The sequence below is a fragment of the Sphaerimonospora thailandensis genome (assembly GCF_016863115.1).
Taxonomy (GTDB): domain Bacteria; phylum Actinomycetota; class Actinomycetes; order Streptosporangiales; family Streptosporangiaceae; genus Sphaerimonospora; species Sphaerimonospora cavernae.
In genome coordinates this window covers 110,853-124,814 of record NZ_BOOG01000021.1, presented here as the reverse complement: position 1 = coordinate 124,814, position 13,962 = coordinate 110,853, and the positions used below count along the sequence as shown (strand labels likewise).

General features: G+C 67.6%; 15 protein-coding genes and 2 tRNA genes. 9 read left to right on the top strand and 8 right to left on the bottom strand.

Features of this window, described 5'->3' with window-relative positions:
* The 5 genes from Mth01_RS13155 to Mth01_RS13135 all read left to right on the top strand — a co-directional run.
* The coding region (locus Mth01_RS13155; protein ID WP_204016106.1) for an EamA family transporter at nucleotides 1–597 on the top strand (597 nt) is incomplete at its 5' end.
* 1 nt (nucleotide 598) lies between these two features.
* Entirely contained in the window at nucleotides 599–1,840 is a 1,242-nt protein-coding gene (locus tag Mth01_RS13150; RefSeq protein ID WP_204016105.1) for an ATP-grasp domain-containing protein, read from the top strand.
* Between the two features lie 5 nt (nucleotides 1,841–1,845).
* Nucleotides 1,846–1,919, top strand: a tRNA-Cys gene (locus Mth01_RS13145).
* 77 nt (nucleotides 1,920–1,996) lie between these two features.
* A complete protein-coding gene (locus Mth01_RS13140; RefSeq protein ID WP_204016104.1) occupies nucleotides 1,997–2,191 on the top strand; it encodes a hypothetical protein in 195 nt (64 codons plus the stop codon).
* Nucleotides 2,188–2,862, top strand: coding sequence for an HAD family hydrolase (locus Mth01_RS13135; RefSeq protein WP_204016103.1), 675 nt, complete (start codon nucleotides 2,188–2,190; stop codon nucleotides 2,860–2,862). The genes Mth01_RS13140 and Mth01_RS13135 overlap by 4 nt, the downstream gene beginning before the upstream one ends.
* 125 nt (nucleotides 2,863–2,987) lie before the next feature.
* Here Mth01_RS13135 and Mth01_RS13130 read toward each other — a convergent pair whose 3' ends face one another.
* The 4 genes from Mth01_RS13130 to Mth01_RS13115 all read right to left on the bottom strand — a co-directional run bounded on the left by Mth01_RS13130 (nucleotide 2,988) and on the right by Mth01_RS13115 (nucleotide 4,756).
* Nucleotides 2,988–3,146, bottom strand: a complete 159-nt coding sequence (locus Mth01_RS13130; protein WP_204016102.1) for a hypothetical protein — start codon at nucleotides 3,144–3,146, stop codon at nucleotides 2,988–2,990.
* Between the two features lie 92 nt (nucleotides 3,147–3,238).
* Nucleotides 3,239–3,607, bottom strand: a complete 369-nt coding sequence (locus tag Mth01_RS13125; RefSeq protein ID WP_204016101.1) for a DUF6247 family protein — start codon at nucleotides 3,605–3,607, stop codon at nucleotides 3,239–3,241.
* Nucleotides 3,608–3,713: 106 nt separating this feature from the next.
* Nucleotides 3,714–3,787: transfer RNA gene (locus Mth01_RS13120), tRNA-Pro, on the bottom strand.
* A 36-nt stretch (nucleotides 3,788–3,823) separates the two neighbouring features.
* On the bottom strand, nucleotides 3,824–4,756 hold the full coding sequence (locus tag Mth01_RS13115) for a metallophosphoesterase (RefSeq protein ID WP_204016100.1): 933 nt from the start codon (nucleotides 4,754–4,756) through the stop codon (nucleotides 3,824–3,826).
* A gap of 80 nt (nucleotides 4,757–4,836) precedes the next feature.
* Between Mth01_RS13115 and Mth01_RS13110 the strand changes: the two genes are divergently transcribed.
* Nucleotides 4,837–5,292 carry a GatB/YqeY domain-containing protein gene (locus Mth01_RS13110; protein ID WP_204016099.1) on the top strand — a complete coding sequence of 152 codons (456 nt, stop codon included), beginning with the start codon at nucleotides 4,837–4,839 and terminating at the stop codon, nucleotides 5,290–5,292.
* 123 nt (nucleotides 5,293–5,415) lie between these two features.
* Here Mth01_RS13110 and Mth01_RS13105 read toward each other — a convergent pair whose 3' ends face one another.
* Nucleotides 5,416–7,626: a transglycosylase domain-containing protein gene (locus Mth01_RS13105; protein WP_204016098.1), complete on the bottom strand. Its 2,211-nt coding sequence runs from the start codon at nucleotides 7,624–7,626 to the stop codon at nucleotides 5,416–5,418.
* 258 nt (nucleotides 7,627–7,884) lie between these two features.
* Between Mth01_RS13105 and Mth01_RS13100 the strand changes: the two genes are divergently transcribed.
* Nucleotides 7,885–8,181, top strand: a complete 297-nt coding sequence (locus Mth01_RS13100; protein ID WP_204016097.1) for a WhiB family transcriptional regulator — start codon at nucleotides 7,885–7,887, stop codon at nucleotides 8,179–8,181.
* 59 nt (nucleotides 8,182–8,240) lie between these two features.
* On the opposite strand, the gene Mth01_RS13095 is transcribed toward Mth01_RS13100, so the two are convergent.
* Entirely contained in the window at nucleotides 8,241–9,389 is a 1,149-nt protein-coding gene (locus Mth01_RS13095) for an ArsA family ATPase (RefSeq protein WP_407695940.1), read from the bottom strand.
* A 37-nt stretch (nucleotides 9,390–9,426) separates the two neighbouring features.
* Complete coding sequence (locus Mth01_RS13090) at nucleotides 9,427–10,437, bottom strand: ArsA family ATPase (protein ID WP_204016096.1); 1,011 nt, start codon at nucleotides 10,435–10,437, stop codon at nucleotides 9,427–9,429.
* 163 nt (nucleotides 10,438–10,600) lie between these two features.
* On the opposite strand from Mth01_RS13090, the gene Mth01_RS13085 reads away from it, so the two are divergent.
* Together Mth01_RS13085 and Mth01_RS13080 are read left to right on the top strand one after the other, a co-directional pair.
* Nucleotides 10,601–11,569, top strand: a complete 969-nt coding sequence (locus tag Mth01_RS13085) for a slipin family protein (protein ID WP_204016095.1) — start codon at nucleotides 10,601–10,603, stop codon at nucleotides 11,567–11,569.
* 130 nt (nucleotides 11,570–11,699) lie between these two features.
* Nucleotides 11,700–13,154, top strand: a complete 1,455-nt coding sequence (locus tag Mth01_RS13080; RefSeq protein ID WP_204016094.1) for a recombinase family protein — start codon at nucleotides 11,700–11,702, stop codon at nucleotides 13,152–13,154.
* On the opposite strand, the gene Mth01_RS13075 is transcribed toward Mth01_RS13080, so the two are convergent.
* Complete coding sequence (locus Mth01_RS13075) at nucleotides 13,151–13,903, bottom strand: GntR family transcriptional regulator (protein WP_239089616.1); 753 nt, start codon at nucleotides 13,901–13,903, stop codon at nucleotides 13,151–13,153. The two genes, Mth01_RS13080 and Mth01_RS13075, sit on opposite strands and share 4 nt — an antisense overlap.
* Between the last annotated feature and the right edge of the window lie 59 nt (nucleotides 13,904–13,962).

Below are 13,962 nucleotides of genomic sequence, written 5' to 3'. Positions count from 1 at the left end.
ACCCCCGCAGCCACGCTCATCATGACGCGCCTACGGGGCGGGATGAAGAACCGAGGAAAGGCCGTCACAGCGACTCTCATGTCAATGGGGGTCGTTGCCCTGATGTGGGTCTCACTGGGAGGCCGTTCAGGCTTGGGCGAGCAAGAGACGGAGCTCCAGTTTCTCGGTTGTCTTCTCGCGGTCGTCTCCGGAGTGGGCCAGGCAATTACAGTGACACTTTCTGCAGAGCTCGCTCAAGACAAAGTCCCCGCTCCGGTGACCGTTCTTCTTCGCTTTCCTCTGCTTGCGTTGATCGGCTGGGGAGCCATGGGTATCGAAGGAAACCTCGAGGCTTTGGAGAACGCAGTCACGCCAGGAATCGTCATGGGATTGCTGGGCATCGCACTTCCGGTGTTCTTGGTCCAGTATGGCCTGCGGCGTGTGCCCGCATATCGCGCAACGGCTATGATGAGCCTTGCCCCGATACTCACCGTCGGTATGCAGTTGTTCGATGGGCGCCTCACGCTGTCCCCGATGTCTCTCCTCGGCGTCCTTTTCATTACGATCATCGCACTCGTGGCATCACGACCCCGAAGGCAGGAGCGGGAGCATGTTTAAGGTGGCCATCGTCGACGCATACTCCACGGGCCGCTACTTGGTGCCTGAATTTGCGAAGCACGGATACGGTGCCGTACACATCAAGAGCAGCCGAGAGCTCCCGTCGTTTCTCACTGATTCATTTCCGACTCTCAGCAGAGAAACCCTTGCCGAGTATCCATTCGACGGCAATTTCGATGCCCTGGCTGATCGGCTTAGAGAACACGAAGTCAGCGTTGTCCTTCCTGGCACAGAATCTGGTGTCGCACTCGCTGCCCGCTTGAGCGAGACACTTGGTACACCTCGTTTGGCGATTGGTAGCGACGATGCCGTCCAGTTCAGGGACAAGGGGAGAATGGCAGGAGCGGCCGAGAATCACGGCATACAAGTTCCCAAGTGGGCAGTGGTTACGAGTGCCTCGCAGCTACGCAGCTGGATGACGCGCACTGAAGTCAATCGCGTTGTCGTCAAGCCCACCGCGTCTGCGGGAACTGACGGCGTTCAGGTCTGCAACACTGTAGATGAAGCGGTCGCTGCATTCTCGCGGATCTACGGTCTCCGAAATCTCCTCGGGATTCTGAACGATCAAGTTGTCATCCAGGAGTACGTTGACGGAACTGAATTCTTTGTGAATTCCGTCTCCCATCGTGGTAGACATAAAGCGCTAGAAGTATGGCGCTATTCCAAGACGTTCAGCGGCGAGGGAGCCAAGGTCTACGACTTCGAGGAGCCTTTGCGACGGAGCGATCCTCTGTCAAGAGAACTTGGCCAGTTCACGGCGCGAGTCCTTGACGCTCTGGGGATGGAGAACGGGCCGGCGCATACGGAAATTATGATGCGCGACGGCGTTTTCTATCTTATTGAGTCGGCGGCCAGGTTGGGAGGTTCCGTGCTTCCGTCTGTCGTGGAGGGCTCGATGGGAGCCAGCCAGGTCTCGACTACTGTCGAGCTCGTGGTCGGCGCGAAGCAAATAGATGAGGTGAGTCAGTCAGAGCCCAGTGGTGCTTTGCGCTATGTTTCTCTCATTTGTCATGATGAAGGTGAAGTTGATCCCCGACACGTTCTATCAAGGCTGCACCAGTTGCCGTCGGCCCGCTCCATCAACCTCGGGTTCAGTGAGCGAACGCATCTTCGCAGAACACGCGATTCCGCGACTTCTCCCGGAGTCGTGTACCTTGCAGCTGATGATCCTCACATCGTCGAACGTGACTATGCGAGATTGCGAGAAATGGAGAGAGAGGGGCTCTACAACACATTCGAGTGAACCGCGGTGGGTTGGCCGAGTGGTCAGGCGACAGCTTGCAAAGCCGTTTACGCAGGCTCGAATCCTGCGCCCACCTCCATGAAGCCATTCCGGGCAGTGCTTATTCGGCACGGTCCCGGCGTAGTTGGTTTTTGATGCCTTCTGGGGTGCTGACACTTGCACCTGCGGGAAGGGGGTTCGCCTGGGCGGATCGCCGAGTGGCTGGGCGCGTTGGAGAGCGGGGAGCTGCCTGCGGGGTCCGCGCGCTGGGACGTACTGTCCGTGCTGACGGACTGGATCGAGTGTAACGAGCCGGGTGTCTCGCCGATTCTGGCCCCGGTGAACCCGGACGACTGGAGGAACGACAGGTGAAGCGGTTACCCCAGGCCCCCCATGCTGTGGTGTTCGACTGCGATGGGCTGCTGGTCGACACCGAGGTGTGCTGGACCAGGGCCGAGACCAAGCTGTTCGCCGCCCACGGCCATGACTTCGGGCCCGAGCAGAAGGCGCTCGTGATCGGCAGGACGCTGGGGGCGGCGGGGGAGTCCATGGCGGAGTACTTCGGTCGGCCCGGTGCCGGGCCGGAACTCGCCGCCGAACTCCTCGGTCTGGTGCGCGAGGAACTGGCGGGCGGAGCGGACGCCATTCCCGGCGCGCTGGAACTGGTCAAGGCATGCGCCGCGGCGATCCCGGTCGCCGTCGCCAGCAACAGTCCCCGCGAACTCCTCGAAACCGCACTGGAGTCGTCCGGACTCGCGCAGTACCTGCCCGTCTCGTTCGCGGCCGACGAGGTGGCCGAGGCCAAGCCCGCTCCGGACCTGTACCTGGCGGCCTGCTCCGCGCTGGGAGCCGACCCCCGCGAGGCGGTGGCCTTCGAGGACTCCGCCACAGGCATTGCCGCCGCGCGCGCCGCGGGGATGTACGTGGTGACCGTGCCGTCCCTCGGACACTCCTCGCTCGACCACGACTGGCTTGCGACCGCGCTCGACGACGCGGAGCTGGTGCTCTGGGCGTCGGGTCTGGGGTGTCATGCCGGGACATGACGATCCGCTGGTGTGCCTGTGCGGACACGTTCCCGAGAGCAGGCTCACCCCGACCGTCACCGACACCTTCAGGTGGCGGTAGCCAGGTGAACCCATCAGGAACTTCTGCAGGCCTGCACTGGTCGTCAGCTGAGCCAGATGATTCGGACGACGTAGACCAGGCGCTGCTCCTCGAGGATGACGTAGGCGGCGATCCCGCGGCCGCCGAAGACCTGCTTGCGCGTGTTGCCTTCGGGCCTGTCCTCCTTGAAGGGATCGCCGGCCCACGGGGCGATCTCCAGCATGGTGAGCAGTCCATGTAGTGGGGCCGCGCCTCGGCTGGTAAGGCGTCGCGTTGGTGCTCGGCGAGGGGGTCGTGCCGGACCTCGTACACCGGCTAGGCGCCGCGCTCGATCTGCTCACGCAGGCGCGCCTTGTACGCCTCGTCCACCCGCACTGCGCCGGGCGGAGACTCGCCGCGCTCCAGGTAGGCCATGGCGCGCTCGGCGATGCGGATGGTCTCCTCGTACTCCTCCGGGGCAGCCTTGAGGACGGCGGTCGCCCACCAGCGCTCTTGGAAGGAGGTGATGGGGCTGAGGTCGTAGGTGAGCTTGGCCTGATCCAGGGCTTCCCGGTACTGCTGGTCGAACAGGGCGTGGTCGCAGGGCGGGAGTGCGGCGCGGATGGCCTTGGGGCTGCGGTCGTCCTTGAGCGTCCGCCTGATCTCAGCGGGAGTGTGGTGCGGCTCATACGGTTGAGCGCTCATGGGCTGACCGTACCTCCCGGCTCACGGATGACGAGACCGTCTCCCAGACAACCAGTGAGGGCCTTGACCGCCTAAGCGATCAAGGCCCTGACCTGGGAGAAACCAGTCGGGGTGGCGGGATTTGAACCCACGACCTCTTCGTCCCGAACGAAGCGCGCTGCCAAGCTGCGCTACACCCCGGTGGATCAGAGCGTTCCGCCCTGTGCCTCGGCAAGTCTAGCGGACTTTGCGGATGGATGTGCCATCAGGCGCGACCGGGCGGCGTGGCACCAGGGTGAGCAGGGTCGCCTCGGGCGGGCACGAGAAGCGCACCGGGGCGTACGGAGAGGTGCCGAGGCCGGCGGACACGTGCAGCCACGAGCCCTCGTGCCGGCTCAGCCCCTTCACCCGGGCCCGGTCGATGCCGCAGTTCGTCACAAGGGCGCCGTAGAACGGGACGCAGAGCTGGCCGCCGTGCGTGTGCCCGGCGAGCAGCAGCTGATATCCGTCATCGGCGAAGCGTGACATGTTACGCGGCTCGGGTGAGTGCATGACGCCCAGCCGCAGGTCGGCGTCGACGGGTGCCGGGCCCGCGATCGTGTCGTAGCGGTCGCGGTCGATGTGGGAGTCGTGGATGCCGCCCACATGGATGTCGAGATCGGCGACCTTCAGGCGGGCGGTGGCGTTGTTCATGTCCAGCCAGCCCGCCGCCGTCATCGCGGCTCCGAGCTCCTCCCACGGCAGGTTCGGCACCTTCTGGCGCACCTCCCCCTTCGACGTACGCCACAGGTAGCGGGTGGGGTTCTTCGGCTTCGGCGCGTAGAGGTCGTTCGACCCGTAGACGAACATGCCGGGCCGGTCGAGCAGGGGGGCCACGGCGTGCAGATACGGCTCGATCGCGTCGGGGTGGGCCAGCGTGTCGCCGGTGTTGACCACGAGGTCGGGATTGAGCGCGGCGAGCGACCGCACCCACCTGAGCAGCCTGGTACGGCCGGGCGTGAGATGGAGGTCGGAGATGTGCAGGATCCGGATCGGTCGCTGGCCGCGCGCGAGCACGGGCACGTCGAACCGGCGCAGCCGGAACCAGTTCCGTTCCACGACGGAGGCATAGCTGAGGCCGGCGATGCCGAGACCGAGGAGGGACAGCGGAACAGCGGCGGCTTTTCTCACACAGTCATCATGCCCGACGCCCGCTCCTCCTCCGGCTAACCTGGCGAGAATCGCACCGGCGGCACGGCAAGATGGATCGCATGAGTGCGTTGAAGGACAAGCTGAAGGGCGACCTCACGGCCTCGATGAAGGCCCGGGACGAGGTGCGCCTCCGCACGATCCGGATGGCCCTTGCCGCCATAAACATGGAGGAGGTCTCGGGCAAGGAGGCCCGCGAGCTCTCCGACGACGAGGTCATCAAGGTGCTGACCCGCGAGGCGAAGAAGCGTCGTGAGGCGGCCGAGGCCTTCGCCGACGCCGGACGGGCGGAGAAGGCCCAGGCGGAACTGGACGAGCAGGCTGTGCTGGAGGACTACCTTCCCGCTCAGCTTTCCGACGAGGAACTGGACCGGCTCGTGGAGGAGGCGATCGCCGAGAGCGGCGCCGCCGGTCCCAAGGCGATGGGCCAGGTCATGAAGGTCCTCACTCCGAAGGTCGCCGGACGGGCGGAGGGCGGCCGCGTCGCCCAGGCGGTCCGCGCCCGCCTGACCGCCTAACCGCCTGAACCGCCTAACTGCCTGATACCGCCTGGACGGCCCTTGCCGCCTGACGTGCCGACGGGCCCTCTCCCCGGCCTCCGGCCGAGGGAGGGCCCGCGGCCCGCGAGACCCTTGACGCGATCAGTCGCCGAAGGGCGAGCCGTCAGGGGTGTAGATGTCGATCGGGCCGTCGCCGGGACCAGGACCGCGGTCGTGGCCGTCGTCGTCTCCGCGGCCGGGCCGGTGTTCCTTCTTCGGCTTGGGCGCACACGACTGGGTGCAGCCGCCGAACCTCGACATGTCCGGCTTGACGAAGTCCGTGGCCGGGACGTCCTTGAGCGCGGCCAGGAAGGTCTCCTTCCAGATCGGGCCGGGGATCGAAGCCCCGAAGACCGAGCCGTACTGCCGTCCACCGATCACGCGGCCGCTGAGCGGGTAGCGGACCGGTCCGCGGGGGTCGCCGAGGCTGACCGCGCCGGCCAGGTCCGGCGTGTATCCGGCGAACCACACGGTCCGCGACACGTCGCCGGTTCCGGTCTTGCCCGCCGCGTCCCGGCCGATGCCGCCGACTCCGGTCATCGTTCCCCTGGTGAACACGCCCTCGAGGATGTTGCTGGTCGCGTCAGCGATCTCCGGCTCGAGCACCTGCTTGCACTTGGGCTTGAACGAGGTGGCCTTGCCGAACCGGTCGACGATCTCGGTGATCGCCATCGGCGCGCAGAACTTGCCGCGCGCCCCGAGCGCCGCGTAGGCGGTGGCGAGAGTCACCGGGTCCAGTTCGTTGGCGCCGAGGGTGAACGTCTGCACCTCGTGCAGCGGCTGGCCGTCGGAGCGCTTGATGCCGAGGTCCTTGGCCGTCTTGATCACGTCACAGAGGCCGACCTTCCGCTCCAGTGCGAGGAAGAACGTGTTCACCGATCCCCACGTGCCGGTCTGCAGGCTCTTGAACCCGCCGCCGCCCTCGGCGTTGTGCAGGACGGCGGTGGGCTCGCCGACGCCGTTGCCCTTGCAGTCCTTGAAGTCGAACTTGCTGTTCGCGGCGAAGGTGCCGCCCACGCTGAAGCCGTCGCCGAACTTCATGCCCTCCTTGAGGGCGGTGACCAGGGTGAACACCTTCATGGTCGATCCGGCCTGGAAGCCGGTGCCGCCGCCGTGCAGGGAGTCGGCGACCACGTTGATCGACATCTCGTTCTTCTTGCGGTTGGTTCCGAACTTCCGGCTGGCCGCCATCGCCTTGATCGCGCCGGTGCCGGGTTCGACCAGGGCCTCGGAGGCGACCGGCTTGTCGGACGGGTGGACGTACTTCCTGACCGCCTTCTCGGCGGCCTTCTGCATCTTCCGGTCGATCGTGGTCCTGATGGTGAGGCCGCCCCGGGCGAGGAACTGTTCCCGCGCCTTCTGTGTCTTGCCGAACTGCGTGTCGTGCAGGATCTCGTTGCGCACGTACAGACAGAAGTAGGGGAAGTCGCTCTGCTCGCAGCCGCCGGGGATCGGCTTGTCCTTGTAGCCCAGCTTCTTCGCCTTGGCCTCCGCGGCCTCCGCCGGCGTGATGATGTCCAGTTCGTCCATGCGGTCGAGGACGACGTTGCGCCGGGCGATGAGGCGGTCGCGGAACGACTTGCCCCGGTTGGGGTCGGTGGCGTTGGGATCCTGTACGGCTCCGGCCAGCGTCGCCGCCTCGGCGAGGGTCAACTCGGAGGCGTGCTTGCCGAAGAAGCGCTTGGACGCGGCCTCGATGCCGTACGCGCTGGCGCCGAAGTAGGCGATGTTGAGGTACCGGTTGAGGATCTCGTCCTTGGAGTGCTTCTGCTCGAGTGCGATCGCGTACCGGATCTCGTTGAGCTTGCGGCCGACTGTCGGGGCGACCGCCGCGGCCTTCTCCTCTTCGGTCTCGGCCTTGTTGTACAGGACCTGCTTGACGTACTGCTGGGTGATGGAGGAACCGCCCTGGGTGACCCCGCCCGTCGTGATGTTCTTGACCAGCGCGCGGGCCGTGCCCTCGATGTCCAGCGGGCCGTGCTTGTAGAAGCGGAAGTCCTCGATGGCCACGATGGCCTCTCGCATGATCGGCGCGATCTTGTCCAGGGTGACGGACTCCCGGTTCTCGTAGTAGAACTGGGCGATCGGCTTGCCGTCCGCGTCGAGCAGGGTGGTCTTCTCGGGCAGCGGCGGCTCGTCGAGCTCCTCCGGCCCGATGTGCAGAGCGTCGATGCCGGACTTGGCCGTCATGCCGGCCCCGCCGACGGCGGGCAGCGCGATCGCGGCCGTCAGCACTCCCGCCACCGCGGCGGCGGCGGCGAGTTTGAGGACGTTGCCTGCGGCGGACCCTACGCCTTTACCTTGAGCTTGCACGGGTCCAAGCCTACGTCGAAGTCAAGCGTCTCCCGGCATCGGACCAACGGACGTCCACCACACCCTCGCGGGGGGACTAGTCATTCCCGGCCACATGGCCTGACTTGACCATGCGAGAAATTGGTCCTCCCGGGGACTGTCGGCTCGATCGTCTCGTTGCGTACGTTCTCCTCTGCGGCAACTGCAAACTAGGAGGCTCGACGCCCGCGCCCGTCGGCCGAAATGACGACTGACCACCTAAGGGGAGTGGGGTCGAACATGTGGATCACGGATTGGACCTCCCGTGCCGCCTGCCGAGGAGCGGATCCTGACGCGCTCTTCGTGCAAGGCGCCGCACAGAACCGCGCCAAGATGATCTGCCGGGGATGCCCTGTCCGTACGGAGTGCCTCGCCGACGCGCTGGACCATCGCATCGAGTTCGGCGTCTGGGGCGGGATGACGGAACGGGAACGCCGCGCGCTGCTGAGGCGCCGGCCCGAGGTGACTTCCTGGCGCGAACTGCTCGAGGCGGCCAAGGAAGAGTACGAGCGAGCCAACGAACTCATCGCCGGCTGACCGCCGCGATCGGGCCGGACAGCCGAGAAGGCCGAACAGGCCGTGCGGTTCGCGCCCGATCAGTTCGATGACAGAAGCTGCCCGATCTGGCGGAGACCCGCCAGATCGTGCACGTCCTCCGGCATCGCGGGAACCCGGGTCACCGGGACCATCGGGTGGGCCGAGGTGAAGTGCTCCTGCTCCCGCTCCTCACGGGCGGCGAGCTGCATCCGTCCCGCGTGCAGTCGCAGCACGGCAGAGGTGAGCGCGTGCTCGCCTCTGGCTTCCAGCTCTTCGGCCGCCGCGCAGCTGCGGGCCGCCGACAGCGAGGCGGCCGACGTACGGTGCACCCGGTTGACGACCAACCCGGCGAGCGGCATGCCCTCCTCGGCCAGTCGTTCCACGAAGTAGGACGCCTCGCGCATCGCGTCGCGCTCCGGTGCGGCCACGACCAGGAAGGCCGTGCCCGGCGCCTGCAGCAGCCGGTACGTCTGCTCGGCTCGCTGGCGGAAGCCGCCGAAGACGGCGTCGAGCGCGGACACGAACATCTGGATGTCCTTGAGCACCTGGGCACCCAGGACCTTGGTCAATATTCCGGCGACCATGCCGAAGCCCGCGTTGAGCAGTTTGAAGGCGCTGCGGCCGCCGACCTTGGCCGGGGCCATGAGGATGCGGATCAGCCGCCCGTCGAGAAACCGGCCGAGCCGTTCGGGGGCGTCGAGGAAGTCGAGCGCCGACCGCGAGGGCGGCGTGTCCACCACGATCAGATCCCAGTCGCCGGAGCGGCGGAGCTGGCCGAGCTTCTCCATCGCCATGTATTCCTGGGTGCCGGAGAAGCTGGATGACAGCGACTGATAAAAGGGATTTGTCAGGATCTGCTGGGCCCGTTCGGGGTCGGCGTGCGCCTCGATGATCTCATCGAAGGTCCGCTTCATGTCGAGCATCATCGCGTGCAGCTCACCCCCTTCCCGGCCGGCACCGTCCAGATCGCAGCCGTCGACCCGGCGCGGGGTGTTGTCGAGCTCGCTGAGGCCCATGGCCTGGGCCAGCCGCTTGGCGGGGTCCACCGTCAGCACGACCACGGATCGCCCGCGCTCGGCGGCCCGAAGCCCCAGAGCCGCCGCCGTCGTGGTCTTGCCGACGCCGCCCGCCCCGCAGCACACGATGATCCGGGTGCCGGAATCATCCAGAATCGCGTCGATGTCCAGCGAAGGAGCCGTCCTGATCAAAGCCCAACCTCTCTCATGCGCCCGCTCTCCTGAGCCCTCATGCCGCGCCCCGCGTACGCAGGGTGTCGGCGAGCTCGTACAGCCCGGCCAGGTCGGCCCCGTCGGGCAGCAGCGGCAGGTCGTAGCACGGCGTCCCGACGGAGGCGAGCGTCCGGCGCTCGCGGTTCTCCAACTCGACGCGCTGGGCGTGCTCGGCGATCTCCCGGGCCAGGGCCTCGGCCAGCGGCCCGGCATCGCGTTCCGCCAGCCCGGTCGCCTTCAGCCCGACCGCGAGCTCCGCCGTGTCGAACCGCTTGTGGAAGGCGGCCTCCAGCACCGGGTCGGGCAGGCCCGCGGGCCGGACCATGTTGATGAAGATCCCGCCCACCGGCAGCTTGGTCTCGCGCAGTTCGGCGATGCCGTCGAGGGTCTCCTGGACCGGCATCTCCTCTAATAACGTCACGAAGTGCACCGCGGTCTCCGGCGAGGTGAAGACGCCCCGCACCAGATCGGCGTGGTGACGGATGGGACCGACCCTGGCCAGCCCCGCGACCTCCTGGGTGACGTTGAGGAAGCGCACGATCCGTCCGGTCGGCGGCGCGTCCATCACCACGGCGTCGTACACCCGCCTGCCGGTCCGGGGATCACGTCGCCGCACGGCCTCGCTGGTCTTGCCGGTGACCAGGACGTCGCGCAGGCCGGGCGCGATGGTCGTGGCGAAGTCGACCACGCCGATCCGGGTCAGCGCCTTGCCCATGCGCTTCATGCCGTAGAACATCTCGAGGTAGTCGAGCATGGCCGCTTCGGGATCGATCGCCAGCGCGTAGACGTCCCCGCCGTCCGGAGCGACCGCGATCTTCCGCTCCTCGTACGGCAGCGGCGGCAGATCGAAGACCTGGGCGATGCCCTGACGGCCCTCCACCTCCACCAGCAGGACCTTGCGCCCCCCGGCGGCCAGGGCGAGCGCGAGCGCGGCCGCGACGGTGGTCTTACCCGTCCCGCCCTTCCCGCTCACGACGTGCAGTCGCACGCCGTCCCAGTCGGTGTCCCGAGCGTCCCGAGTGCCCATGCTTGGAAGGCTACCCAAGCGTCATGCGGAGATTCGCGGCGGTCGCCGCCGTACGTGTCAAGGCGTGGGTTGCGGTACGGCCCGGCCCCCGATTGGGTATGGAGTGCCCTACTACCACCACCGCTCATCCGGCATCCGGCATTCGGTGAAGGAGGTACCGGCCATGGAGTCGGTGCTGTCAGCGTTAATCGTCATCCTGGGCGTCGCCCTGCTCGTCGCCGTGGTCCGTGGCGTACGCGTGGTCCAGCAGTACGAGACGGGCATCGTCTTCCGGCTCGGCCGGATCCAGTCGAACGTACGCGGCCCCGGCCTGCATCTGATCGTGCCGATCGTCGATCGGATGCAGAAGGTGAACATGCAGATCGTCGCGATGGGGGTGCCGGCGCAGGACGGCATCACCCGCGACAACGTCTCGGTCCGGGTCGACGCGGTGGTCTACTTCCGCGTGATCGACCCGATCAAGGCGGTCGTCAACGTGCAGAACTACCTGTTCGCCGTGTCGCAGGTGGCCCAGACGTCGCTGCGTTCGGTGATCGGCCAGTCTGAGCTCGACCATCTCCTGTCCGACCGCGACGCGCTCAACGCCAGGCTCAGGGCGGTGATCGACGAACCGACCGAGGGCCCGTGGGGCATCCGCATCGAGCGGGTGGAGATCAAGGATGTGGCGCTGCCGGAAGGCATGAAGCGCTCGATGTCGCGCCAGGCCGAGGCCGAGCGGGAGCGGCGGGCCCGCATCATCACCGCCGACGGCGAGTTCCAGGCATCCAAGCGGCTCGCCGCCGCGGCGCGGCAGATGTCGTCCGACCCGGCCGCGCTGCAGCTGCGCATGCTGCAGACGGTGGTGGAGGTGGCTGCCGAGAAGAACAGCACGCTCGTCATGCCGCTGCCCGTCGAGATGCTGCGCTTCTTCGACCGGCTGGCCGCCGCCCCGGCGGGCGCGACCCCGTCGGCCGTCGTCGACTCCACCGTCGACTCCGCCGTCGACGGGTCTACACCGCAGGAGCAGGAGCCGGAGCCGGTGGAGGAGGCGATCCAGGAGCTTCCCTCCATCGAGTCGCCGGACATCTCGCTCGCCGGTCCGCGGATCGAGCCGCCCGCGTGGCACCGTACGGCCGACGGCGAAGGGGCGTGATCCCACCCACGCAAATTCCTCGCAGGCTCGGAATTTCCGCGGGGCCCGTGGTCGATACTCTTGGCCCCATGACCAAATGGGAGTACGTCACGGTGCCACCCGTAGCACGGATACCGCGTACTATCCCGGCATGGCTGGACGTACCCCCTCGCGCGTGCCCGGAGCCGCTCCCGGCGTGATCCGGGCCGCGATCTACTGCCGCATCTCCCTCGACCGGATGGGCGACCGCGTCAAGGTCGGCGATCAAGAGAAGCTGTGCCGGGAGGTTGCCGCACGCCGCGGCTGGACCGTCGTCGGCGTCTACCCCGACAACTCCCGCTCGGCCTGGCAGCGCAACCGCAAGCGCCCCCAGTGGGACGCCATGCTCGCCGCAGTCGACCGCGGAGAGATCGACGCGATCATCGTCTACCACGGCGACCGGCTGATCAGACAGCCGTGGGATCTTGAGCTGCTGATCGATCTCGCCGACCAGCGCGGCATCCGCCTCGCCTCGCCGACGGGAGACCGCGACCTCGACAACCCGGACGACCGGTACATTCTGCGGATCGAAGCGGCGAGCGCCTGCCGCGAGTCCGACAACACCAGCCGGCGCGTACGCCGCGCGCACGAGCGCCAGGCCGAAGCCGGCATCTCCCCATGCTCGCGCCGCCCCTACGGCTGGGACGACGGCGGCCGCGCCGTACGGCCCGCCGAGGCCGACGTCATCCGCGAGGCCGCCGACCGGGCCATCGCCGGCGAGCCCTGGTCGAGGATCGCCCGCGACCTCAACACCCGTGGGCTACTCACGTCGACCGGTGCCGCCTGGACGCACACCACCCTGCAGCGGATGCTGCTGCGGCCGAGGAACGCCGCCCTGATGGGCACCGCCATGAACCCGCGCGTCGACCAGGCAGGCACGTGGGAGCCGATCCTCGACCGGGACACCTGGGAGTTGCTCCGCCGTACCGCCAGCGGCCGCGCTGAGCCGTACGCGCATCGCACGAACGCTCCCGCACACCTCCTCAGCGGCATCGCCACGTGCGAGCCGTGCGGGATGCCGCTACGCGCGGGCGGCACGACCACCCGCGCAGGGAACGGCGAACAGCGGCGGACGCAAACCTACGTGTGCGACAACCCCACCTGTCAGGGCCGGGCGCACATCGCCATGCACCACCTGGAGGACTACGTCGTCGGCGCTGTGCTGCGGCGCCTGTCCGACCCGCGTCTGGCTGCGGCGCTCACCGCGACGCCGAAGTCCGATGCCGGGCGGCGCCTGGCCGCTCTGGAGGCTCGGCGGGAGCAGGCGGTTGAGGAGTTCGGCGAGGACCCGGACATGCCGCCGGCGCTGTTGAAGAAGATGCTTCGCCAGCTCAGCGAACAGATCGACGCCGCTCGCGCCGAGATCGAAGCGACCAGGACGCGGCACATCCTCACCGACTACATCGGGCTCAGCCTGGAGCAGTGGGAGAACCTGCTGCTGGACCGGCAGCGAGCGCTCGTTCGAGCGACGGTCACCGTGGCTGTACGGCCGACCGGCCGGAGCACCGGCAGGCGGTTCGACCCGGGCAGGGTGCATGTCGAGCCGCGAGCGATCGAGGTGGGCTAGTCGGCTGGCGCGAGGACGTAGACGAACTCGACCCGGTCCGCCGGAGCGGCGATGTCGCATGTCTCCACGGGCTGCTCGTCGGCGTACCAGGTCCTGCGTAGGGTCGCGACGATCGCGCCTGGCGCGATCCCGAGGTCGCGGGCCTCCTGCACGGTCGCGGTCCGCGCCGAGACCACCTCGACCGGGTGGGTCACGGTGATGCCGATGACAGCCATCCTGTCTTTCACGCCGCGGCCGGCGTGCGGGCCGTCCTCCGGTAGCGCGATCGGCGTGCCCCTGGTGAGCGCGTACGGCTCCCATGAGACGGCCCGCTGCACCGGATCCCCGTCGGCGGTGTAAACGTACACGGTCCGCATGACGGGATCCCCCTCGGCGATCGCCAGTCGCCGGGCGACGTCGGCCGAGGCGACGTCGGTGCGGCTGTGGAACCGCCAGTTCGCCACCTTGCCTTGGGTGTCCATGTCGCCCGCGAATGGGCTTCCGCCACGCACCTCGCGATACCAGGAGCGGGAAAGCTGCAGACGAGTCTTGGGCGGCAGGACGAAGGCCCCGGCACCGGGCCGTGACTCGACCAGCCCTTCGGCTACGAGGATCTGCAGTGCGCGGGACGCGATGGCCGGGGCGACGCCGTGGCGCTGAGCGAGTTCGGCACGGGAGGGGATCTGGTCGCCGGGTTGCAGCTCGCCGCCCGCGATCCGCCGCCTCAGGTCGTCGGCGATTTGTAGGTATCTGTGCGGCTTTTGCTCCACGTGGCTCTCCGACTTCCAAAGCGACCCGAGCAGACAGCTTGACCGATCCATATCCGGTG